The organism is Phenylobacterium sp. (assembly GCF_036821595.1).
Lineage (GTDB): Bacteria > Pseudomonadota > Alphaproteobacteria > Caulobacterales > Caulobacteraceae > Phenylobacterium.
On sequence record NZ_DAISJG010000017.1, the window covers coordinates 41,035 to 63,059 of the forward strand.

General features: G+C 71.9%; 17 protein-coding genes. 8 read left to right on the forward strand and 9 right to left on the reverse strand.

Annotated elements, in window-relative coordinates; genetic code table 11:
- Positions 1-38: 38 nt before the first annotated feature.
- Both pgl and pyk read right to left on the reverse strand, forming a co-directional pair.
- Positions 39-704: a 6-phosphogluconolactonase gene (pgl, locus tag V7Z97_RS10535; RefSeq protein ID WP_334163376.1), complete on the reverse strand. Its 666-nt coding sequence runs from the start codon at positions 702-704 to the stop codon at positions 39-41.
- Positions 705-729: 25 nt separating this feature from the next.
- Complete coding sequence (gene pyk, locus V7Z97_RS10540; RefSeq protein WP_334163377.1) at positions 730-2,148, reverse strand: pyruvate kinase; 1,419 nt, start codon at positions 2,146-2,148, stop codon at positions 730-732.
- Between the two features lie 159 nt (positions 2,149-2,307).
- Between pyk and V7Z97_RS10545 the strand changes: the two genes are divergently transcribed.
- Both V7Z97_RS10545 and V7Z97_RS10550 read left to right on the forward strand, forming a co-directional pair.
- Entirely contained in the window at positions 2,308-4,194 is a 1,887-nt protein-coding gene (locus V7Z97_RS10545; protein ID WP_334163378.1) for a glycoside hydrolase family 15 protein, read from the forward strand.
- A 34-nt stretch (positions 4,195-4,228) separates the two neighbouring features.
- Positions 4,229-4,495, forward strand: a complete 267-nt coding sequence (locus V7Z97_RS10550; RefSeq protein WP_334163379.1) for a hypothetical protein — start codon at positions 4,229-4,231, stop codon at positions 4,493-4,495.
- 3 nt (positions 4,496-4,498) lie between these two features.
- On the opposite strand, the gene zwf is transcribed toward V7Z97_RS10550, so the two are convergent.
- A complete protein-coding gene (zwf, locus tag V7Z97_RS10555; protein ID WP_334163380.1) occupies positions 4,499-5,962 on the reverse strand; it encodes a glucose-6-phosphate dehydrogenase in 1,464 nt (487 codons plus the stop codon).
- A 159-nt stretch (positions 5,963-6,121) separates the two neighbouring features.
- Between zwf and otsB the strand changes: the two genes are divergently transcribed.
- The 6 genes from otsB to V7Z97_RS10585 all read left to right on the forward strand — a co-directional run bounded on the left by otsB (position 6,122) and on the right by V7Z97_RS10585 (position 13,355).
- On the forward strand, positions 6,122-6,871 hold the full coding sequence (gene otsB, locus V7Z97_RS10560) for a trehalose-phosphatase (protein WP_334163381.1): 750 nt from the start codon (positions 6,122-6,124) through the stop codon (positions 6,869-6,871).
- Positions 6,868-8,268, forward strand: a complete 1,401-nt coding sequence (locus V7Z97_RS10565; RefSeq protein ID WP_334163382.1) for an alpha,alpha-trehalose-phosphate synthase (UDP-forming) — start codon at positions 6,868-6,870, stop codon at positions 8,266-8,268. The genes otsB and V7Z97_RS10565 overlap by 4 nt, the downstream gene beginning before the upstream one ends.
- Positions 8,269-8,278: 10 nt before the next feature.
- A complete protein-coding gene (ligD, locus tag V7Z97_RS10570) occupies positions 8,279-10,915 on the forward strand; it encodes a DNA ligase D (protein ID WP_334163383.1) in 2,637 nt (878 codons plus the stop codon).
- On the forward strand, positions 10,915-11,067 hold the full coding sequence (locus V7Z97_RS10575; RefSeq protein WP_334163384.1) for a hypothetical protein: 153 nt from the start codon (positions 10,915-10,917) through the stop codon (positions 11,065-11,067). Before ligD ends, V7Z97_RS10575 begins: the two co-directional genes overlap by 1 nt.
- 97 nt (positions 11,068-11,164) lie before the next feature.
- Positions 11,165-12,070: an aldo/keto reductase gene (locus tag V7Z97_RS10580; protein WP_334163385.1), complete on the forward strand. Its 906-nt coding sequence runs from the start codon at positions 11,165-11,167 to the stop codon at positions 12,068-12,070.
- A complete protein-coding gene (locus tag V7Z97_RS10585) occupies positions 12,057-13,355 on the forward strand; it encodes an NTP/NDP exchange transporter (protein ID WP_334163386.1) in 1,299 nt (432 codons plus the stop codon). Before V7Z97_RS10580 ends, V7Z97_RS10585 begins: the two co-directional genes overlap by 14 nt.
- A 14-nt stretch (positions 13,356-13,369) precedes the next feature.
- On the opposite strand, the gene V7Z97_RS10590 is transcribed toward V7Z97_RS10585, so the two are convergent.
- The 6 genes from V7Z97_RS10590 to V7Z97_RS10615 are packed head-to-tail and all read right to left on the reverse strand — an operon-like array spanning position 13,370 to position 21,690.
- The gene (locus V7Z97_RS10590; protein WP_334163387.1) at positions 13,370-13,693 is read right to left on the reverse strand and encodes a hypothetical protein; all 324 of its coding nucleotides are present in this window, start codon (positions 13,691-13,693) and stop codon (positions 13,370-13,372) included.
- A gap of 25 nt (positions 13,694-13,718) precedes the next feature.
- The gene (gene ku, locus V7Z97_RS10595) at positions 13,719-14,603 is read right to left on the reverse strand and encodes a non-homologous end joining protein Ku (RefSeq protein ID WP_334163388.1); all 885 of its coding nucleotides are present in this window, start codon (positions 14,601-14,603) and stop codon (positions 13,719-13,721) included.
- A gap of 53 nt (positions 14,604-14,656) precedes the next feature.
- Positions 14,657-16,174, reverse strand: a complete 1,518-nt coding sequence (locus V7Z97_RS10600) for a carboxylesterase/lipase family protein (protein ID WP_334163389.1) — start codon at positions 16,172-16,174, stop codon at positions 14,657-14,659.
- A gap of 53 nt (positions 16,175-16,227) precedes the next feature.
- On the reverse strand, positions 16,228-19,440 hold the full coding sequence (locus tag V7Z97_RS10605) for an error-prone DNA polymerase (RefSeq protein WP_334163390.1): 3,213 nt from the start codon (positions 19,438-19,440) through the stop codon (positions 16,228-16,230).
- On the reverse strand, positions 19,437-20,969 hold the full coding sequence (locus tag V7Z97_RS10610; RefSeq protein ID WP_334163391.1) for a DUF6504 family protein: 1,533 nt from the start codon (positions 20,967-20,969) through the stop codon (positions 19,437-19,439). Before V7Z97_RS10610 ends, V7Z97_RS10605 begins: the two co-directional genes overlap by 4 nt.
- Positions 20,887-21,690 carry an ImuA family protein gene (locus V7Z97_RS10615; protein WP_334163392.1) on the reverse strand — a complete coding sequence of 268 codons (804 nt, stop codon included), beginning with the start codon at positions 21,688-21,690 and terminating at the stop codon, positions 20,887-20,889. The genes V7Z97_RS10610 and V7Z97_RS10615 overlap by 83 nt, the downstream gene beginning before the upstream one ends.
- Positions 21,691-22,025 lie beyond the last annotated feature (335 nt).

Consider the following 22,025-nt stretch of genomic DNA (forward strand, 5'->3'; position numbering starts at 1 on the left):
GGACACGGCGTACTCGAAAACACCTAAACGCATTCGCGTCACGAATGCTCGGGCGCCCACAGGACGCGGACGGGAACCTGGTCCTGGACGAGGAGCGCCCGCACCGGCAGGTCGGCTCCGGCCCGGGCGCGGGCGATCACCTCGCGCTTAGCCTCCCCGGCGATCAAGAGGAAGATGGCGCGCGCCTGCAGCAGGGCCGCCAGCGTCAGCGTGATGCGCGCCAGCGGCGGCGAGCCCAGACCGGCCGGCACGGCGCGGGTCAGCGCCTGTCCCTCCGGGTCCAGTCCAGCGGCGAGATCGGGATCGCCGGGGATCAGGGAGGCTACGTGGCCGTCCTCGCCCATGCCCAGCAGCACGGCGTCGAAGGGCAGGAGGGCGCTCAGCGCGGCGGCCTCGGGCTCCGGCCATAGCGGGATGAAGTGGGCCTTGGCGGGTTCGCCGGCGAACAGCCGTTGCGTCACCAGCCGGGCGTTGGCCTCGGGCGCGTCCGGCGCGACGCAGCGCTCGTCGGAGAGGGTGACGATCACCCGGGCCCAGTCCACCTTCGCCCCGTGGAGGGCGTCGTAGACCGCGCCGGGCGAGCGGCCGCCGGTGGCCACCAGGCTCGCCCGGCCACGGGTGCGCAGGCCCTGCGCCAGGGCGGCCTCGACGCCGTGCGCGGCGGCCTGCGCCATGGCGGCGGCGGAGGGATAGGTTTCCAGCATGCCGTCCTAACGCGCCACGAGCCGGCTAGCGCCGCGGAGTATGGGCGAGCCGCAGGATATTGGCCGCGCCGGGCGAGCCCATGGGAAGGCCGGCGAGGATCAGCACCCGCTGGCCCGGCGGGGCGAGTTCGGTGGCGACCGCCTGCTCCACGGCGACGCGGGCGAGGTCCTCTGGATCGAACAGCTCGGGGATGATCCGGGGCTCCACGCCCCAGGCCAGGGCGAGGCGGCGGGCGGTGTTGAGGCTGGGGGTGAGCGCCAGGGTCGGCTGCAGCGGCCGCTCCCGCGACAGGCGAAGCGCCGTCTGGCCGGTGGTGGTGAAGGCCGCCAGGCAGGCGGTGGACGCGGCTTCCGCGGCCCGCCGCGCGGCGGCCACCAGGGCGTCGGCGTCGGCGTCGTCGACCGGATATTCGGCGCGCATGAGCTCCGGCCAGCGGGGGTCGTGCTCCACCCGGGTGATGATGCGGTCCATGATCGACACCGCCTCGATCGGATAGTCGCCCACAGCGCTCTCGGCCGACAGCATGAGGGCGTCGGCGCCCTCGTAGACGGCCCCGGCCACGTCCGAGGCCTCGGCCCGGGTGGGGGTCGGCGACTTGGTCATGGATTCCAGCATCTGGGTCGCCACGATCACCGGAATGCCGCGCAGCCGTGCGGCGCGGACGAGCTGCTTCTGGACCACCGGCACGTCCTCGGGCGCGAGCTCCACGCCGAGGTCGCCGCGGGCGACCATGATCGCCTCGGAGAGGTCGAGGATCTCGTCCAGCACCTCCAGCGCCGCGGGCTTCTCGATCTTGGCCAGGACGCCGGCCCGCCCCTGCACAAGGCGTCGCAGCTCGGCCATGTCGGAGGCCCGCTGCACGAACGAGAGCGCCACCCAGTCCACGCCCTGGTCCAGGGCGAAGGCCAGGTCCTTGCGGTCCTTCTCGGTCAGCGCCGGGATCGGGATGGCCAGGCCCGGCAGGTTCAGGCCCTTGTGGTTGGAGAGCTGCTCGCCGGCCTCGACGATGGTGTCCGCGAAGTCGGGACCGTGCCTGGTGACCCTCAGCCGGACCTTGCCGTCGTCCAGCAGCACCACGGCGCCGGACCTTAGGGCGGCGAACACCTCCGGGTGCGGCACGCCGATCCGCGCCGCGTCGCCGGCGGCGGCCTTGAGGTCGAGCCGCAGGCTCTGGCCCGCCTTCAGCCGCACAGCGCCGTCGGCGAACTCGCCCAGCCGCAGCTTCGGCCCCTGCAGGTCGGCCAGCACGGCCAGCGGCCGGCCCACCGCCGCCTCGGCCTTGCGCACCGACTGGATGGCGCGCGCATGGTCGGCGTGGCTGCCGTGGCTGAAGTTCACCCGGAAGACGTCCGCGCCCGCCTGGGCGAGTTCGCGGATCTTGCCGGCCTCGCGGCTGGCGGGGCCTAGGGTCGCGACGATGCGGGCGCGTCGGGCTCGGATCATCCGGCTGATTTCCGTCTGCTCTGGTGGGGTCGACTGTCGAGAACGCGCGAGCGACTCGCCCGGCTTCCGGAGCCAAGGTTATCAAGGCACGTTTAGCGCACGTCGAGCGGAAACGGGGCTCCGCCCGGTATCGATACCAGAGAGAAGGGATCCGAAGGCTTGGGCCAGACACTCGACCTGTTCCCCATTGGAAACTGCACCGCCAGCGCGCTCGTCGACCGGGCCGGCCGCTTCGTCTGGGCCTGCGTGCCCCGGGTGGACGGCGATCCGTTCTTCTCCGCCCTGCTCGGCAGCCGCGACCCGGGCGACGAGATCGCTCAGGGCGTCTGGGACGTGCAGGCGGAGGACCAGGCGGAGGTGCGCCAGGGCTACCTGCGCAACACGCCCATCCTGCGCACCGAGATCGCCGACCGTTCGGGCGCGCGGTTCGAGGTCATCGACTTCTGTCCGCGCTACCGCCAGCTCGGCCGCGTCTACCGCCCGCTGGCCTTCATCCGGCTGATCCGGCCGCTGGCGGGCACGCCACGGATCCGCATCCGCCTGCGGCCCACCGCCAACTACGGCGAGCACGCCACCGGGACCACCGTGGGCTCTAACCACATGCGCTTCGTGGGCCCGGAGGTGACGCTCAGGCTCACCACGGACGCCCCGATCAGCCACATCGGTGACGAGCGGACGTTCAGGCTGGAGGAGCCGATCGCCATGTTCCTCGGTCCCGACGAGGGCTTCGGCTCCGACGTGGCGACCACGACGGAGCGGATGCTGCGCGAGACCACCGACTACTGGCGGGGCTGGGTGCGCACCCTGTCGACGCCCCTGGAGTGGCAGGAGGCGGTGATCCGCGCGGCGATCACCCTGAAGCTCTGCGCCTACGAGGAGACCGGCGCGATCGTCGCGGCGCTGACCACCTCCATCCCCGAGCACGCCGACGACAGCGGCCACGCGCGCAACTGGGACTACCGCTACTGCTGGCTCCGCGACGCCTACTACGTGGTCCAGGCGCTGAACCGGCTGGGCGCGGCCGACATGCTGGAGAACTACCTGGTCTATCTACGCAACCTGGTGGACCAGGCGCGCAAGGGCGACGAGGCGCCGGTCTACGGGGCGGCGGGGGCCGGCGGCCTGGGCCCGGCCACGGTGGTCGACACCAGCCGCGCCGGCCACGTGCAGCCGGTCTACGGCGTGGGCCTGGAGCCGGTGCTCACCGAGTGGATCGCGCCGCACCTGCCGGGCTATCGCCGTATGGGGCCCGTGCGCGTCGGCAACCAGGCGCACGAGCACCTGCAGCACGACGTCTACGGCCAGATCGTGCTCTCCACGGTCCAGGCCTTCTTCGACCAGCGCCTGCTGCGCCCGGCCACGGTGGACGACTTCCGGGCCCTGGAGCCGATTGGGGAGCGCGCCTTCGAACTGCACGACAAGCCAGACGCCAGCCTGTGGGAGTTCCGCGGCCGGGAGGCGGTGCACACCTATTCGTCGGTGATGTGCTGGGCCGCCTGCGACCGGCTCGGCAACGCCGCCGAGAAGCTCGGCCTGAAGGATCGCGCCCGATACTGGAACGGTCGGGCGGCCGAGGTTCGCCAGACCATCGAGACCCGCGCCTGGAACGAGGAGCTCGGCCGCTACGCGGCGACCTTCGGCGGCGACGAGCTGGACGCCTCGCTGCTGCAGCTCGTGGACGTGCGGTTCTGCCCGCCGGACCATCCGCGCATGGTGGCCACCATGAAGGCGGTGGAGGAGGGCCTGCGCCGCGGGCCGTTCATGCTGCGCTACGCCATCCCCGACGACTTCGGCGAGCCGAAGACCGCGTTCAACTTCTGCACCTTCTGGCTGATCGAGGCCCTGCACCTGTCGGGCCGCTCGGAGGAGGCGCGGGAGCTGTTCGAGGAGATGCTCGGCCGGCGCACGGCCGCGGGCCTGCTGTCGGAGGACATCTCGTTCTCCGGCGACGGCGAGCTCTGGGGCAACTATCCGCAGACCTACTCCCTGGTGGGCCTGATCAACTGCGCCGCCCTGCTCTCACGGCCCTGGTCGAGCGTGCGCTAGGGAACCTTCACCGCATCTGGAGCGTCGTCCGCCCATGACCGACCATTCGAAGCCCCACGGGAGCCCCGAGGAGTTGCGCGCCGCAGCCGAGGCCGCCGACGCCTTCATCAGCCGCATCCAGGAGAAGGTCGCCGACCGGCTCGCCCGTCCCGACGACTTCGACGAGGCGAAGGCCTTCTACGAGATCGTCGAGATGCTCGAGACCTCGCAGGAGATCACCACCCTGCGCATGGCGCTCGGCCGCGACCCTCACCGGTTCGGCGAGCCCAGCCCGCTGAGCCGCGCGGGGCACACGGGCTAGGACCTAGTCGTACCAGGCCCGGCCGGCGCGCTCGATCAGGGCGAAGGCGCCCGCGGGGCCCCAGGAGCCGGCGGCGTAGGGCTTGGGCGTGAGGCCGGCTTCCTTCCAGGCGTCGGCGACGCCGTCCACCCAGCGCCAGGCCTCCTCCACCTCGTCGCGGCGGACGAACAGGGTGGAGTTGCCGACGATGACGTCCAGCAGCAGCCGCTCGTAGGCGATGCGGCGGCGCGCGCCCGGGCCCTGGTAGGCCTTGAGCAGGCTCAGCGACAGCGGCAGGGACTGCAGGCGGATGCCGCCCTGGGTGATGCCGGGGGCCTTGTTCATCAGGAGGAGCTCAATGTCCTCGTCCGGCTGCAGGTCGATGACCAGCCGGTTGGGGGTGAGGTCGTCCTTCGCGGCGTTGCCGAAGATCGAGTGGGGCACGCCCTTGAACTGGATGGCGATCTGGGTCCGCCGCTCGGGCAGGCGCTTGCCGGTGCGCAGGAAGAAGGGCACGCCCGCCCACCGCCAGTTGTCGATGTCGGCCCGGAGCGCCACGAAGGTGTCGATGTCGGAGGGCTCGCCGCGCTCCTCCTCGTAGCCCTTGGCTGTCTTCCCGCCGACCACGCCCGGCGTGTACTGGCCGCGGATCGAGGCGGCCTGGGCGTCCGCGCGGGTGAAGCGGCGCAGGGAGCGGAGCACCTTCACCTTCTCGTTGCGCACGGAGTCCGGCTCCATGTCGGCCGGCGGCTCCATGGCCACGAGGCAGAGGAGCTGCAGCATGTGGTTCTGCAGCATGTCGCGCAGGGCGCCGTACTCGTCGTAGTAGGGCCAGCGCTCGCCCACGCCTTCCGTCTCGGCGACCGTGATCTGCACGTGGTCGACCGTGAGGTTGTTCCACAGCGGCTCGAACAGGGTGTTGGCGAAACGCAGCGCGATGAGGTTCTGGACGGTCTCCTTGCCCAGGTAGTGGTCGATCCGGAAGATCCGGTCCTCGTCGAAGACCGCGCCGACCGAGACATTGATCACCCGCGAGGATTCCAGGTCCCGGCCGATCGGCTTCTCCAGCACGATCCGGCTCTCGTCGCTGGCGAGCCCGGCCGCGGCCAGCGCGACGCAGACGCGGCCGTAGAGGCTGGGCGAGAGCGCCAGGTAGAAAATCGGGGCGCGGACGCCCTCCAGGTGCGGCTTCAGGGCGGCGACGCCCTCCGGCGAGGTGGCGTCGGCGGCCACGTACTCGACGCGGGCCGAGAACCGCGCCCACACCGTCTCGTCCAGGCCCTCGGGCCGCGCGGCGAGGTCGGCCCGGACCATGTCGAGGAAGGCCCCGCGGGTCATGTCCGAGCGGGCGGTGGCCACGAGCCTGAAGCCCTCCGGCAGGAAGCCGTCGGAATCGAGGAAATAGAGCGACGGCAGGAGCATGCGCCGGGCGAGGTCGCCGGCGCCGCCGAACAGCACGATCACGTCGGCCTGCGGCGTCTCGGCCATCGGCGTCACCTCTTCTGCTTGCGGATTGACGGCGCGCATAGCGGCGACTGGATAATGCAACGTCAAGGGGCTTCGGGAGTTGTTCCATGTTGATATGGCGCCGCCGGCGACGGCCGGCCGCCTTGCGTGTGGTATGGGCAGCGGGGGCGCCGCAACTTCATGACTTTCGAGGAGCTGACCATCGGACTGCCGGCGCCCAAGCCCCTGATGCTGGCCGACGCGGCCCTGTTCCTCGACCTGGACGGCACGCTCGCGCCGATCGCCTCGCGCCCGCAGGACGTGCGTCCGGAGCCCCGCCGCACCCGGCTGGTGGAGAAGCTCACCCGCGCCATGGACGGACGCCTCGCGGTCATCAGCGGACGCACGCTGGCGGACGTGGATCGGATCCTGGAAGGCCGCGTCGTCGCCGTCGCCGCCGTCCACGGGCTGGTCCGCCGGGAGCCCGACGGCACGGTGCACGAGGCCGATCCGCACCCGGCCCTGCCCGCTGCGGCCCAGCGCTTCCGTGACTTCGCGAGCCGGGACTCCGGACTGATCGTCGAGGAGAAGGGGCTGAGCGTCGCCCTCCACTACCGCCTGGCCCGTTCCCACGCCGGGCCGGCGCGCCTGCTGGCCGAGGAGATCGCCGCCGGGACCGGGCTGACCCTGCAGCACGGCGACATGGTCGAGGAGCTGCGCACGCCCGGCCCCACCAAGGGCGACAGCGTCGGCGACTTCCTGGGCCAGGCGCCGTTCGCCGCCGCGAAACCGATCTTCATCGGCGACGACGCCACCGACGAGCACGGCTTCGAGGCCGTGGCGGCGGCCGGCGGCCTGGGCATCCTGGTGGGCCCGCCGCGGCCGACGGCGGCCCGCTTCCGCCTCGCGAGCGTCGAGCAGGTCCTGACCTGGCTGGAGGCGGCGCTGTGAGCCGCCTGATCGTCATCTCCAACCGCGTCCAGCCGCCCGGCGGCAAGGGCGACGAGAGCGTGGGCGGCCTGGCCATGGCGCTCGCCGCGGCGCTGCGTGAGTATTCCGGTCTGTGGTTCGGCTGGAGCGGCAAGATCACGCCCAGGTTCACCGGCCAGCTGTCGATGCAGAAGATCGACGGGGTCACCGCCGCCACCATCGACCTCGAGGAGGCGGACTACGATGAGTACTACAACGGCTACGCCAACAAGACGCTCTGGCCGCTGTTCCACTACCGGTCCGACCTGACCGCCTACGACCGGGCCTATGGCGAGGGCTACGAGCGGGTGAACCGCCGCTTCGCCGAGACGCTCCGGCCGCTCATCGAGCCCGACGACCTGATCTGGGTGCACGACTACCACCTGATCCCGCTGGGGCGGGAGCTGCGGCGGCTGGGCGTGAGGAACCGGATGGGCTTCTTCCTCCACGTGCCCTGGCCGGCGCACCAGCTGGTCACCACCCTGCCCGGCCACCGCCAGCTCGTGCAGGCGATGTTCGACTACGACCTCGTGGGGTTCCAGACCGCCGAGTACCGCCAGGCGTTCGAGGAGTACGTCCTGGCCGAGGCCGACGGCGAGCAGCTGTCGCCTGGACGCCTGAAGGCCTTCGGCCGCACCGTGCAGGTGGACGCCTATCCCATCGGGATCGACGCGGGCGACTTCGCGCGGATGGTGACCTCGCCCAAGGCGCGGCGGATGCGCGACATCATGATCGCCTGCACCGTCTTCCGCCGCCTGATCGTCGGCGTCGACCGTCTGGACTATTCAAAGGGCCTGGAGGAGCGGTTCCTCGGCTTCGAGCGGCTGCTGGCCGACAACCCCGACCTGCGCCGGGAAGTCCTCATGCTGCAGATCGCCCCCGTCAGCCGGGAGGGGGTCGAGGCCTACCAGGAGATCCGTGGTCGCCTGGACGCCCTGTCGGGCCGGATCAACGGCGAGTTCGCCGACGTCGACTGGCAGCCGTTCCGCTACGTGAACAAGAACTACCGCCGCGACGAGCTGGCCGGGATCTATTCGGCCGCCCGGGTGGGCCTGGTGACGCCGCTGCGCGACGGCATGAACCTGGTGGCCAAGGAGTTCGTGGCGTCGCAGAATCCGGAGGACCCCGGCGTCCTGATCCTCTCCCGCTTCGCCGGCGCCGCGCGGCAGATGGAGGACGCCCTGCTGGTCAATCCGAACAGTCCCGAAGAGGTCGCCGACGCCCTGAAGCGGGCGCTCTCCATGGAGAAGCCGGAGCGAATCCGGCGCTGGCGCGCTCTCTTCGACACCGTCGAGCGCGAGGACGTCACCGCCTGGCGCGACGCCTTCGTCACGGCGCTGGCCGGCGTGGAGCCGAGGGTTACGGCGCTGGCCAGCTGAAGGAGCCCGGATGGCCGACAAGAAGCTCGCCCGCTACCAGTCGATGCGGGACTTCTCCAAGACGGAGGAGCCCAGCGGCGAAGATCCGGTCAAGCCGTCCAACAGGCTGCGCTTCGTCATCCAGAAGCACGCGGCGAGCCGCCTGCACTACGACTTCCGCCTGGAGCTGGACGGCGTCTTCAAGTCATGGGCGGTGACCAAGGGCCCCTCCCTGGACCCCGCGGACCGCCGGCTGGCCGTGGAGGTGGAGGACCATCCGCTCGACTACGGCGACTTCGAGGGGACCATCCCCAAGGGCCAGTACGGCGGCGGCACGGTGATGCTGTGGGACCGCGGCTACTGGGAGCCCGAGGGCGACCCCCACGCCATGCTGAAGAAGGGCGACTTCAAGTTCACCATGGACGGCGAGCGGCTGAAGGGCGGCTTCGTCCTGGTGCGCATGAAGCGCCGGCCGGGCGAGAAGAAGGACAACTGGCTGCTGATCAAGCACCGTGACGGCCAGGAACTCGACGGCCACGGCGACAGGCTGGTGCAGGAGGCGCTCACCTCGGTCGCCTCCGGCCGGAGCATGGACGAGATCGCCGCCGGGAAGGGCAAGGGGCCGAAGCCGTTCATGAAGGGCGGCCGCGCCCGGGCCTCGGCGAAGAACATCTGGCAATCGAACCGCACCGAGGCCGAGGCGCCCAAGGCCGCGGCCCTGAGGGCTGCGCCCGGGCCCAAGCTCAAGGCCGCGGGCCTTCCCGGTTTCGTGCCGCCGGTGCTGGCCAAGTCGGTGGAGCGGCCGCCGCAGGGGTCCGGCTGGGCGCACGAGATCAAGTTCGACGGCTACCGGCTTCAGCTCCGGGTCGAGAAGGGCAAGGCCCAGGTAAAGACCCGCTCCGGCCTGGACTGGACACCGAAGTTCAAGGAGATCGCCGCCGACGCCGCAGCCCTGCCGGACGGCCTCTACGACGGCGAGGCCTGCGCGCTCGACCACAACGGCTCGCCGGACTTCCCGGCGCTGCAGGCCGCGCTGTCGGACGGGAAGACCGCCAACCTGATCTTCTTCGCCTTCGACGTCCTGTTCCTGGACGGCGAGGATCTGCGCAACCTCCCCCTGCGGGACCGGAAGGCGAGGCTCCAGGCGGCGCTCGAGGCGGCCGGGAAGAAGGTCGAGAAGCGGATCCGCTACGTCGACCACTTCGAGACCGCGGGCGAGGCCGTGCTGCAGTCGGCCTGTCGGATGTCGCTGGAGGGCATCGTCTCCAAGAAGCTGGACGCGCCCTACCGCTCCGGCCGCGGCGAGGACTGGGTGAAGTCCAAGTGCCGGGCGGGCCACGAGGTGGTGATCGGCGGCTGGACGGGCGAGGCGGGCCAGCTTCGCTCCCTGCTGGTGGGCGTGCACCGGGACGACAAGCTGGTCTACGTCGGCCGGGTGGGGACGGGCTTCGGCCGCGACAAGGTCGCCCGCGTCCTGCCCCGGCTGCAGAAGGCGGAGAGCGACAAGAGCCCGTTCAGCGGCCCCGGCGCGCCGCGCAAGGAGGCCAACGTCCACTGGGCGAAGCCCGAACTGGTGGCCGAGATCGAGTTCGCCGGCTTCACCGGCTCCGGCATGGTCCGGCAGGGCGCCTTCAAGGCGCTGCGGGAGGACAAGCCCGCCGCCGAGGTCGAGGCCGAGACGCCCGCGCCGCTCTCCACAGAGATCGCCGAGCCGACGCCGAAGGCGGCCAAGGCGCCCCCGAAGCCGAAGGCCGCCGCGAAGGGGCCCGACCCGGTGGTGATGGGGGTCCTGCTATCCAACCCGAACAAGGCGCTGTGGCCCGACGGCGGCGACGGCAAACCCGTCACCAAGCTCGACCTCGCCCAGTACCTGGAGACGATCGGCCCCTGGATGATGCCGCACATCAAGGGCCGGCCCTGCTCGATCATCCGCATGCCGGACGGCATCAACGGCGAGCAGAGGTTCTTCCAGCGCCACGCCGGCAAGGGCTCGTCGGCCCTGATCACCGAGGTGCAGGTGTTCGGCGACCACAAGCCCTATCTGCAGCTCGACCGGGTCGAAGCCCTGGCCGCCATGGCCCAGATCGGGGCCCTGGAATACCACCCGTGGAACAACCAGCCCTTCTCGCCCGAGACGCCCGGCCGGCTGGTCTTCGACCTCGACCCTGACGAGGACATCCCGTTCGACCGGGTGATCGAGGCCGCGCTCACGGTGAGGGCGAAGCTGGACGAGCTGGGCCTCGTCTCCTTCTGCAAGACCACCGGCGGCAAGGGCCTGCACGTGGTCACGCCCCTGAAGGGCGGCAAGGGCAAGATGGACTGGCCCACGGCCAAGAAGTTCGCCCAGGACGTCTGCCTGGCGATCGCCGCCGGGGAGCCCGACAAGTACGTGGTCAACATGGCCAAGGCCAAGCGGGTCGGGCGGATCTTCCTCGACTACCTGCGCAACGACCGGATGAGCACGGCGGTGGCCCCCCTCTCGCCGCGCGGGCGGCCGGGCGCGCCGGTGTCCTTCCCCTTGACCTGGGCCCAGGTGAAGCCCGGCCTCGACCCGAAGAAATACACCATCCGCACCGCCCCCGGCCTCTTGAAGAAGACCAAGGCCTGGGCTGATTATTTCGACAGCGAGCGGCCGCTTGAGCCCGCGATCAGGAAGCTGAGGGGCTGATGGGCAAGTGGATCGTGATCCTGCTGGGGGTGATCTTCGCCGCGGCGGTGGTGGGCTTCCTGGTGGACGCCATCCGGGTGATCGCCTGGGCGGTGGTGGTGGTCCTCGCCGTCGTCCTGGCCTTCCAGATGTTGACGAAGAAGAAGTCCTAGTCGGCAAGGGCGCACCCGTTTCGCCGGCGCAATCCCTCGAAACATTCTGGCGACGTCCGGCGGCTTCGCTGGCCGGACCAGAACAGGGAGCGACGCCATGGACCTCACCAGACGCAGCCTCATGGCCGCCGGCGCGGCGGCCGCCCTGCCGCTTCCGGCGCTTGCCCAGGCGGCGGAACTCATCACCAAGCCGATCCCGTCGAGCGGGGAGGCCCTGCCGGTGGTGGGCGTCGGCACCGCCCGCCGCTACGACGCCGCGCCGACGGAAGCGGAACGAGCGCCGCTGCGGGCGACGCTGAAGCGCTTCCACGACCTGGGCGGCAAGGTGATCGACACCGCCCCGTCCTACGGCCAGGCCGAGACCATCGTCGGCGAACTGGTGGCGGAGCTGAAGATCCGGCCGGGCCTGTTCCTCGCCACCAAGGTCGGCGCCGACAGCAAGGAGGCCGGCCGGGCGCAGATCGAGGCCTCCTTCCAGAAGCTGAAGACGGAGCGCCTCGACCTGATCGCGGTGCACAACCTGCGCGACATCACCAACCAGCTGGCGACCCTGCGCGACCTCAAGCAGTCGGGCCGCATCCGCTACCTCGGCGCCACCACCTCGTTCGACAACCAGTACGCCGACTTCGAGGCGATGATGCGCCGGGAGACCCTGGACGTGATCCAGGTGGACTACGCCCTGGACAACCGCGGCTCGGCCGAGCGCATCCTGCCGCTGGCCCGCGACCGCGGCATGGCCGTGATGATCAACCTGCCGTTCGGACGGGGCCGGCTGTTCCAGGCGACCCAGGGCCGGCCGCTGCCGGACTGGGCGAAGGAGATCGACTGCGCGACCTGGGCCCAGGTCTTCCTGAAGTATGTGGTGTCGCATCCGGCGGTGACCTGCGCCGTGCCGGGCATGGCCCAGGCGCGGTATGTCGACGACAACCTCGGGGCCGCCCGCGGCCGGATGCCGGATGCGGCGCTGCGCACGCGGATGGAGCAGTTCATTGACGGCCTCTGAGGGCGCGCGCCGCCGGGGCCCGGCGGCCGCCCTCTCCCGCCTGATCGTCGCCGAACCGCAGGAGGTCGCCGCCGTGGTGGCGGGCTTCCTGGTCTTCTTCCTGCTGTTCACGGGCTATTTCATGCTGCGGCCGGTGCGCGAGACCATGGGCGTCGCCGGCGGGGTGGACAATCTCCAGTGGCTGTTCACCGGCACCTTCGTGGTCACCCTGCTGGTGGTGCCGTTCTACGGCTGGGTCAGCACGAAGATGCCGCGCCGCCGCCTGCTGCCGGTCACCTACAGCTTCTTCGCCGCCAGCTTCGCGGCCTTCGCCTTCGGCATCTGGCGGGCCAGCGACGACGTCTGGCTCGGCCGCGCCTTCTACATCTGGCTGTCGGTGTTCAACCTGTTCGTGGTCTCGATCGCCTGGAGCCTGATGGCCGACGTCTTCCATCCCGGCCAGGCGAAGCGGCTGTTCGGTCAGATCGCGGCCGGCGCGAGCCTCGGCGGCCTGATGGGCCCCCTGACCAGCGGACTGCTGGTCGCCTCCGTCGGTCACGCGGGCCTGCTGCTGATCTCGGCGGGCCTGCTGATGGCCAGCCTGCTGCCCGTCCTCTTCCTGCTGCGCTGGCGCGACCGCCAGCCGGGCGAGGCCCAGGCGGCGGCAAGCTCCGGGCGGCCGATCGGCGGGAACGTCCTGGCCGGCCTGACCCTGATCGCGCGCTCGCCCTACCTGCTCGGGCTGTCCCTCTTCGTGGTGCTGCTGGCGACCGTGACCACCTTCCTCTACTTCGAGCAGGCGCGGCTGGTGGAGGCGACCTTCCCGGACAGGACCCGCCAGACCCAGGTGTTCAGCGCCATCGACGTCGCGGTGCAGAGCCTGACCATCTTCGTGCAGGTGTTCCTCACCGGCCGGCTGACCCGGCGGCTGGGCGTCACCGTCCTCTTGACCGCCGTGCCGGTCGCCATGGTGGCGGGTTTCGGCCTGCTGGCGGCGGTCGCCACCTTCCCGGTGCTGGCGGGGGTGATGGTCCTGCGCCGGGTCGGCGAATACGCCCTGATCCGGCCCGGCCGCGAGATGCTGTTCACCACCGTCGACAACGAGACCAAGTACAAGGCCAAGAACGTCATCGACACGGTGGTCTACCGCGGCGGCGACGCGGTCAGCGGCTGGCTGAACGCCCTCATCGGGGCCATGGGCTCCGGCGGGGCGGTGGCCCTGCTGGGCGCCGCCTTCGCGGCGGCCTGGGCGGCCCTGGGCTTCCGCCTCGGCCGGATCCACGACCGCCGCTCGGAGGCCGGCTGACCTCCCGCCGCGGCCTATTGCGGCGGCGCGCCTGAGGCGGCGTTGTTTGTGGTGTTGGGCGCGCCCGACGTGGGCGAGTCGCCGGCATTCGCGCCCGTGGAGCCGGGACCCAGGGAGCCGGTGTCGGCCGGGACGCCGATCTCGCCCGCGCCGCCCGCCTCGCCCCCCTGACCGGTGTCGCGTCCGGTGTCCGCGCCGCCCACCGTGCCCGGCGCGGCGGCCACGCCGGGATCACCGGCCTGGGTGGCGCCGTCGGCGTTCTGGGCCGAGCGGTCGCAGCCCACCACCAGGGCCGAGGCGGTCACGGCGGCGGCCGTGGTCAGAAGGGTCTTCATCATCGTGGTCTCTCCCGTCTGGAAATGGTCAGGCGCGCTTCTTGGCGGCCGGCTTCTTGGCCGCGGGCTTGGCGGCCTTCTTGGCGGCCGTGCGGCCGGCGGCCGACTTGGCCGCGGGCTTGCGGCGCTCGCCGCCGCCCGAGGTCTGGCCGAGGCTGCGCCGCAGCGCCTCCATGAGGTCGATGACCTCCGCCTCCTGCGGCTGCTGCGGGGCGGTGACCGAGTGGCCCTTCTCCTTTTCCTTGATCAGGGCCCGGAGCGCGTCCTCGTAGCGGTCGTTGAACTGGCTGGGATCGAACGGGCCCTCAAGCTGATCGATGATCTTGGCGGCGATCTCGACCATCTGGGCGGGGGGCTTCACATCCGGGATGTTCGCGAAAACCTCCTCCGGCTGCTTCACCTCGCGCCTGTTGCGGATGGTGTAGGCGAGGATGCCCTTGTCCCGCGCCTCAAGCGCCATCAGCCGCTCGCGCTGGTGCATGACCAGGCGACCGAGGGCCACGCGGCCCTCCTTCTTCATCGCCTCGCGGATCACGGTGAAGGCCTCGACGGCCATGTCGCCGTCGGGCGCCAGGAAATAGGGGTCGTTCCAGTAGAGCCGGTCGATCTCGTCCTCGCCGACGAAGCGCTCGATATCCAGGGTGCGGGTCGTGGACAGCCGGACCGCCTGGATCTCCTCGTTGGTGATGACGACGTAGCGGCCCTTCTCGATCTCGTAGCCCTTGACGATCTCGGAGCGGTCGACCGGACCCGTCTCCGGATCCGTAGGGATCATCCGGATCCGGTTATGGGTGTCCTTGTGCAGCATGTTGAAGTGCACCTCGCCCGTGCGCGAGGTGGCGGTGTAGAGCGCCACCGGGCAGCTCACGAGGCTGAGGCGCAGGTAGCCTTGCCATGTCGGACGGGTGGCCATGCCGGTCTCCGGATCCCCAGGGTCGAGACTCCGGAAACGCCCCGCTTGGCGAATCAGTTCGTTGGCGTGTTCGCAGGCAGGCCCAGGGTCGGCAGCGCTACCGCCTGGACGGCGTCCAGCCGGGCCTTGCGGAAGCCGGTCCGCACGCCCGGGGCGGGGCCGAACTCCATGAGCTGGTCCGCCGCCGGCCGGTAGGCGGGCCAGGCTTCGGACCCGCAGGCTGGCGCGTCCGACCTGGCGAAGGCGACCCAGCAGGCGTGCATCAGGGCGGCCATGGCCCGATCCTCGTCGGAGACCTGGCTCATGGGCGTGCGGCGGCCCCAGTATTCGAAGACGTACTGGATCTCGGCGGCGTGTCCGGCGCGCGTCACGGCCGGGCGGAAGCGCGAACCGATGTAGGAGAAATGATAGAGCCAGGCCGGCTTGCCGTCGGCCGCCTTCGCCGCCACCCAGCGTGCGGGGCCGCCGAACACCCGGTCGGTGAACAGGGCGCGGGCGAGCGTTTCGTCGCCGGCGGCGGCCTCCTCGCGGTAGACCAGCCGGGCGGCGGGCGGGATGTTCGAGGTCTGCTCGAGCCGGAGCGGGCCTGGGCCCATCAGCGAGTCCTCGCCCGAGTTCCAGCCGATGATCAGCGGCACGTCGTCGAACCGGCCCGCCGCCAGCGCCTGGGTGGGGGTCTCGGGCATGAGCCGCCCGTCCGGGAACGGGCCGTAGCCGCCATCGAGGGCGGCCAGCGTCTCGGCCGGCAGGGCGCGCAGTTCGGCGGCGGTGGCGGTGGGCGCGACGCCCAGCGGGGCCAGCAGCTTCGCCCCCTCGGCCTCCTTCTGGGCCAGGGTGGTCGGCGCGAACCAGCCCAGGCCCGACTGCACCACCGCCTTGCGGTAGAGACCGCGGGCCCTGGGCGTGGCGAGGAGGGCCAGCGTCGACATGCCGCCGGCGCTCTCGCCGAAGACGGTGACGTTGCCCGGGTCGCCGCCGAAGGCCGCGATGTTGCGCTTCACCCATTCGAGCGCCGCGACCTGGTCCATCAGGCCGTAATTGCCGACCGGCTCGCGGCCGCGCGCGGCCCTGGTCAGCGCCGGGTGGGCCAGGTAGCCGAGCGCGCCCAGGCGGTAGTTGATGGAGACCAGCACCACCCCGTCGCGGGCGAAGCTGGAGCCGTCGTAGACCCAGCCGGCGCCCGTGCGGTGGGAGCCGCCGTGGATCCAGACCATCACGGGCGCGGCCTTCGCCCCCTTCGGCGCATAGACGTTGAGCTGCAGGCAGTCCTCGGAGACCGGACCGTTGGCGCCGCCGGTGTTGGGCGTGCCGTTGGCGTTCATCGGCTGCGGGCAGGAGGGACCGGCCTGGGTGGCGTCGCGCTCGCCCGTCCAGGCGGCGGCCCGCTTCGGCGGCGCCCAGCGCAACGGTCCCACGGGCGAGGCCGCATAGGGGATGTTCAGGAAGACGTTCGCCCGGTCGTTGGCCTGGCCGGCGACCACGCCGGTTTCCGTGCGGGCCTTCACCGGCTGGGCCCCGGCCGCGCCGGCCAGGGCAAGGGCGCAGGCGAGCGCGCCGAAGAACCGCAGCATGGACATCCCCTCCCCGGTGAACGCCGCGAGCATTCGGCGGCGCGGGGGGCCGGTCAATGGAAATCCCGGCTGCGGATCAGGCGGCCGGTGACGCGGCTGCGCACCTCCGGCGGCGGGTCCTCGCCGTCGCGCATGGCGCCGAGCTTCCAGGAGAGGTCGGTGAAGCGCTCGGCCACAAGGTGGATGACCTCGCCCTCCTTCTGCAGCTGGCCGTGGACGATCAGGAAGGAGGCGCCCATGACCAGGCGCCGGTTGGCCTCGAAGACGTCCTTCCAGACCACGATGTTGGCGATGCCGGTCTCGTCCTCGAGGGTCAGGAAGACCACGCCCTTGGCGGTGCCCGGCCGCTGGCGCACCAGGACGAGGCCGCCCACGGCGAGACGCCGGCGGTCGCGCATCGCCTTCAGCGCCTGGCAGGGCGCAATCTTCTGGGCGGCCAGCTCCTCCCGGAAGAAGGCCACGGGGTGGGCCTTCAGGGACAGGCTGGTGGTGCGGTAGTCCTCGGCCACCTGCTTGGGCAGGCTCATGAAGGGCAGCTGCACCTGGGCCTCCTTCAGGCTCTGGCGGGCGACCAGCGGCGCGGACTTCTCGGCGCCCACCTCGTCGGCCAGGCCCTTCACCGCCCACAGCGCCGCCCGGCGGTCGAGCCCCAGGGAGCGGAAGGCGTCGGCCTCGGCCAGGAGCTCCAGCGACCGGCGCGAGAGGCCGGCGCGCAGGGCGAAGTCCTCCAGCGTGGCTGCGCCCGCCTTCCGCGCCAGCTCGATCCTGCGGCCGTCCTCCGCCTTCAGCCCCCGGATCTGGCGCAGGCCCAGGCGGAGCGGCCGGTGGGGCAGGCGCGGGTCGTCCTTCTCCTCCAGCGTGCAGTCCCAGTCGGAGAAGCCGACGTCGGGCGGGCGCACCTCCACCCCGTGTTCGCGCGCGTCGCGGACCAGCTGGGCCGGCTGGTAGAAGCCCATGGGCTGGGCGTTCAGCAGGGCCGCGCAGAAGGCGTCGGGGTGGTGCTTCTTCACCCAGGCCGAGGCGTAGACCAGTAGGGCGAAGCTGATCGCGTGGCTCTCCGGGAAGCCGTAGGAGCCGAAGCCCTCGATCTGCTTGAAGCAGCGCTGGGCGAACTCGACGTCGTAGCCGCGGGCCGCCATGCCCGCGATGAACTTCTCGCGGTACTCCCACAGCCGCCCGTTGGCCCGGAAGGTGGCCATGGAGCGGCGCAGGCCGTCGGCCTCGTCGTCGGTGAACTTCGCCGCCTCGATGGCCAGCCGCATGGCCTGCTCCTGGAACAGCGGCACGCCGAGCGTCTTGCCGAGCACCTGGCGCAGCTCGTCCGGCGGGCCGTGCTCGGGCGAGGGCCCGGGGAACTCGGCCGCCTCGCTGCCCTCCCGGCGTCGCAGGTAAGGGTGGACCATGTCCCCCTGGATCGGCCCCGGCCGGACGATCGCCACCTCGATCACCAGGTCGTAGAACTTCCGGGGCTTCAGCCGGGGCAGCATCGACATCTGCGCCCGGCTCTCCACCTGGAAGACGCCCACGGAATCGGCGCGGGAGAGCATCTCGTAGACGCCCGCGTCCTCCTGCGGAACGTCGGCGATGTCGGTGATCCGCGTCCCGTCCGGCAGGGCCGGCAGCATGTCGAAGCTCTTGCGGAGCGCCGTCAGCATGCCCAGCGCCAGGATGTCGACCTTCATCAGGCCGAGCGCGTCGATGTCGTCCTTATCCCACTCGATGAAGGTGCGGTCGGCCATGGCGGCGTTGCCGATCGGCACGGTCTCGTCGAGGCGCCGCCTGGTCAGCACATAGCCGCCCACGTGCTGCGACAGGTGCCTGGGAAAGCCCAGCAGCTCCTGGGCGAGCGCGGTGGCGCGGCGGATCTCGGGGGCGTCCGGGTCGAGCCCCGCCTGGCGGATGTGGGCGTCCGGCACCCCGTCGCCGTAGGAGCCCCAGACGGTGCCCGCCAGCGCCGCGGTGATATCCTCGGTGAGCCCCAGCGCCTTGCCCACCTGCCGGATGGCCATGCGCGGGCGGTAGTGGATCACGGTGGCCACGATGGCCGCCTTCTCCCGCCCGTAGCGGCGGTAGACGTACTGCATCACCTCCTCGCGCCGCTCGTGCTCGAAGTCGACGTCGATGTCGGGCGGCTCGCCGCGCTTCTCGGAGATGAAGCGGGAGAAGAGCAGGTCCTGGTCCGGCTTGGTGGGATCCACGGCGGTGATGCCGAGGCAGAAGCAGACGCAGGAATTGGCCGCCGAGCCGCGGCCCTGGCACAGGATGCCCTGGCCGCGCGCCCAGTGGACGATGTCGTGGACCGTGAGGAAGTAGTTGGGGAAGTTCAGTTTCTCGATCAGGTCCAACTCGTGGGCGATGACCCGGCGCTCCTTCTCCGGAACGCCGCCCGGGAAGCGCCACGCCGCCCCGGCCCAGGTCAGGTCGCGCAGGTGCTGGATGGGGGTCTTGCCGGGAGGCACCGGCTCGTCGGGGTATTCGTAGCTGAGCTGGGAGAGATCGAAGCCGATCCGCTCCACGATCTCGACGCTGCGCTCCACCGCGCCCGGGAACTTCGCGAACAGGCGGGCCATCTCGGCCGGGCCCTTCAGGTGCCGCTCGGCGTTGGCCTCCAGCCGCAGGCCGGCCTCGGCGATGGTGCAGGTCTCCCGGATGCAGGTGAGCACGTCCTGCAGCGGCCGCCGCTCCGGCCCGTGGTAGAGGACGTCGTTGGTGGCCACCATCGGTGCGCCGGCGTCCTGCGCCAGGGCGGCCAGATGCGAGAGCCGCGGCAGGTCGCGCGCGCCGTAGCGGCGGGCCGCCGCCAGCCAGACGTCGGGCAGTTCGCCCCCGATCCGCTTCAGGTCGGCCTCGAAACGAGCGTCCAGCCGTTCGGGCGGGACCACCAGGACGAGCTGGTCCTCGGCATGGTCGACGAAGTCCGTCCAGTGGAGGCGGCATTCGCCCTTCTCCGCACGCCGCTGGCCGAGCGTTAGCAGCCGGCTCAGCCGGCCGTAGGCCTCGCGGTCGGATGGATAGACCAGCAGGCTCGGCGAGCCGTCCACGAAGTCCAGCCGGCAGCCGGTGAGCGCGCGGATCCGGGAGCCGGCCTCGCGCAGGTCCTGCATGGCCGACCAGGCGCGGACGACGCCGGCGAGCGTGTTGCGGTCGCAGACGCCCACCGCCTCCATCCCCAGGGCGGCGGCCCCGACCACCAGTTCGTGCGGATGCGACGCGCCCCGCAGGAAGGAGAAGTTGGTGGCCGCCTGAAGCTCGGCGTAGCGGGTCATCCGAACAGCCCGTGCAGCCACCACTGCGCCGCCTGACCGGGGGCGTAGAGGCCGGCGCGGAACACCCAGAAGCGGGCGCCGTCCTGGTCCTCGACCCGGTAGTAGTCGCGCACGTGGGTCACCGAGACCTCGCCGATGTCGCGCCTCCACCACTCCTCGCCGACCCGCTCGGGGCCCTCGGCGCGGCGGACGCGGTGGGTGCGGCCGCGCCAGCGGAACTGGTTGGGCGGATCGTCGGGGGTGAGCGCAATGACGCCCTCCAGGGGCTCGGGCCGGCGGAACAGACGCACAGGCCGCGGCGTCTCGGGATCCCAGGGCCGGGCGTCCGGCGCGGGCGCGAGCGGGCGGGCGCGGGCCGCGGCCAGCTCGGGGACGTGGCTCTCCGCCGGCACGGCGCGCCAGACGCGGTCCTCGCCAAGCCGGTTGGCCAGCCGGTCGACGAGCGGGGCCAGGCCGTCCTCAGCCGAGGGTTGCTGGCGGGCGTCGAGCGTCACCTGCCGCCCGCCGACCGGCTCCACCTCGTGGGCCTCGACCGTCACCACCTCGATCCCGAAGCCGGGGTCGATCACGTCGAGCTTGGGGACGAACAGCTTGGCGATCCGCGCCGGGTCGCGGCCGGGCAGCGACAGGCCCACGCCTACGGGCAGGGCCTTGCCGTCCAGGCGGTGGAAGCAGAGCTCGAAGCGGCGGCCGCCCTGGCCCTCGGCCTCCAGCCGGGCGCAGAGCTTCGCCGTCACGTCGTGGGCGACGCGGGCCATGTCCTCGGGCGCGCTGATCGGCTCGAAGAAGGCGAGCCTCGCGAACCACGGCGTCGGCGGCCGGCGGAAGGTCAGCGCCTCCTTCGTGCGGCCCAGCGCCTGGTCCAGGCGATCGAGCGCCGGCTGGCCGAAGCGGCGGGCGAAGGGGCCGCGCGGCAGGTCCATGACCTGGCCGAGCCGCTTCAGCCCCAGCCGCTCGATCTGGGCGGCGGCCTCGGGCTCGAGCCTGAGCGCGGCGGGCGGCAGCGGCGCGATCAGCTCCCTCTGCCCGCCCGGCGGCGCGATCGTCCCGTCCACGGCGTAGTGAGCGAGCGCCCAGGCGGCGCCCGGGGTGTCGGCGACGGCGCAGCGGAACGGCAGGCCGTTGGCGGCGAGCCGGGCCCGGAAGTCGGCCACCATCCCCCGCTCCCCGCCCCACAGGTGCGAGGCGCCGGAGATGTCCAGGAAGAGGCCGTCGGGGGCGTCCGGCGCCACGGCCGGCGAGAAGCGCACGCACCAGTCCACGAGCGCGGTGAGCGCCGCGGCGTCGGCTTCGGGTTCGGCGTCGGCGGTGGCGAGATCCGGGACCAGGGCGCGCGCGTCGGTGGCCTTCTGGTCCGGGCGCAGGCCGAGCTTCAGGCCCGCCTCGTTGACGGCCGCCAGCTTGCGCACGCCACGCGCGGTGGCCAGCAGGGCGAAGGGGACCGCCTCAGGCGGCGCGGCGGTCGGGTTGCGCCGGCGCCAGGCCGCGATCGCCCAGATCGGCGACCAGGCGCAGAGGATGCGCGACATCCGTCCTCTCCGTGAAAACACCTTCCGGCGAATAGGCCCCCGCCGCCTCCACCAGCCACGCCCCCGTCCGCCCGCCGCGGCAGCGCTCCAGCGTCACCGCCCAACGGGGCGCGCCCAGGCCGAACTCGCCGGCCGCCGGTTCCGACAGGGCCGGGGTCACGCGCCAGCGGGTGGCGGCGGCCGAGCCCGTCGCCTCGCGCTTCGCCGCGCCCCCGAACGGCCGGCGGCGGATCACGAAGCCGGTGGCGCCCTGCCGTTCGCAGGCGAGCTGCAGGCGCCGGCCGGCGGTGAGGTCCACGGCCTCCGCCTCGCCGAACACCGCCGCCACGCCGACGGTGGCCAGCGCGTCCTCCATCACCGCCAGGACCTCGGCCTCGTCGCGGGCGCAGACCTGGATCAGCCGCCCGGGCGGGAAGCCAAGGCCCGTCAGGCCTGGCGCCCAGAGGTCGTCGCGGCGCACCACCCAGACCGCCTCCCCGCGGCGGGCCAGCGGCGCGGCCATGAGGGCGGCGACGGCGGCGGGAGCGGCGGCGGTCTCGGTCTCCATCCCGCCGGCGACGAGCTCGTGCCAGCGGCCGAGCGGCAGGCCGCCGCGGGGCAGGCAGGCATCGATCGAAGGCGCCCCGAACGGCAGGGATTCAGAGTCCGCCCGTCCGCCCGCTTCGAGTGCGGCGACCTTCGCCTTGAGAGCGGCGAGCTCCCGAGCGCGAGATCCGGACATGGCTTTGCGGACTCCTTTCGTTCCAGTTTTGTTCTAAACCCGATGCGGGGGGAGTCAAGTTCCCCGGTTTGTCGCAGTCAGTCGGACGGACCCCGAAGTCGAAGGCGGGCTCGCGCTTGACGTTTTTCGGGTCGCGTGTCGGGACTGGCGCAGCTGGGACGTCCTTTGGGGAGGAGGAGGTTCATCCATGGCGCACGCGACCCAACTGCTCGTCGGCACCCGCAAAGGGGCTTGGATCTACCGCAGCGACGGCGACCGGCGGGACTGGAAGGTCCAGGGGCCGATCCTGCTGGGCTGTATCGTCAACCACCTGGTCCTCGATCCGCGCGACGGGA

Coding starts and splice junctions, on each gene's coding strand:
- pgl (WP_334163376.1), bottom strand. CDS start 704: ATGCTGGAAACCTATCCCTCCGCCGCCGCCATGGCGCAGGCCGCCGCG.
- pyk (WP_334163377.1), bottom strand. CDS start 2,148: ATGATCCGAGCCCGACGCGCCCGCATCGTCGCGACCCTAGGCCCCGCC.
- V7Z97_RS10550 (WP_334163379.1), top strand. CDS start 4,229: ATGACCGACCATTCGAAGCCCCACGGGAGCCCCGAGGAGTTGCGCGCC.
- zwf (WP_334163380.1), bottom strand. CDS start 5,962: ATGGCCGAGACGCCGCAGGCCGACGTGATCGTGCTGTTCGGCGGCGCC.
- otsB (WP_334163381.1), top strand. CDS start 6,122: ATGACTTTCGAGGAGCTGACCATCGGACTGCCGGCGCCCAAGCCCCTG.
- ligD (WP_334163383.1), top strand. CDS start 8,279: ATGGCCGACAAGAAGCTCGCCCGCTACCAGTCGATGCGGGACTTCTCC.
- V7Z97_RS10575 (WP_334163384.1), top strand. CDS start 10,915: ATGGGCAAGTGGATCGTGATCCTGCTGGGGGTGATCTTCGCCGCGGCG.
- V7Z97_RS10580 (WP_334163385.1), top strand. CDS start 11,165: ATGGACCTCACCAGACGCAGCCTCATGGCCGCCGGCGCGGCGGCCGCC.
- V7Z97_RS10590 (WP_334163387.1), bottom strand. CDS start 13,693: ATGATGAAGACCCTTCTGACCACGGCCGCCGCCGTGACCGCCTCGGCC.
- ku (WP_334163388.1), bottom strand. CDS start 14,603: ATGGCCACCCGTCCGACATGGCAAGGCTACCTGCGCCTCAGCCTCGTG.
- V7Z97_RS10600 (WP_334163389.1), bottom strand. CDS start 16,174: ATGCTGCGGTTCTTCGGCGCGCTCGCCTGCGCCCTTGCCCTGGCCGGC.
- V7Z97_RS10605 (WP_334163390.1), bottom strand. CDS start 19,440: ATGACCCGCTACGCCGAGCTTCAGGCGGCCACCAACTTCTCCTTCCTG.
- V7Z97_RS10610 (WP_334163391.1), bottom strand. CDS start 20,969: ATGTCGCGCATCCTCTGCGCCTGGTCGCCGATCTGGGCGATCGCGGCC.
- V7Z97_RS10615 (WP_334163392.1), bottom strand. CDS start 21,690: ATGTCCGGATCTCGCGCTCGGGAGCTCGCCGCTCTCAAGGCGAAGGTC.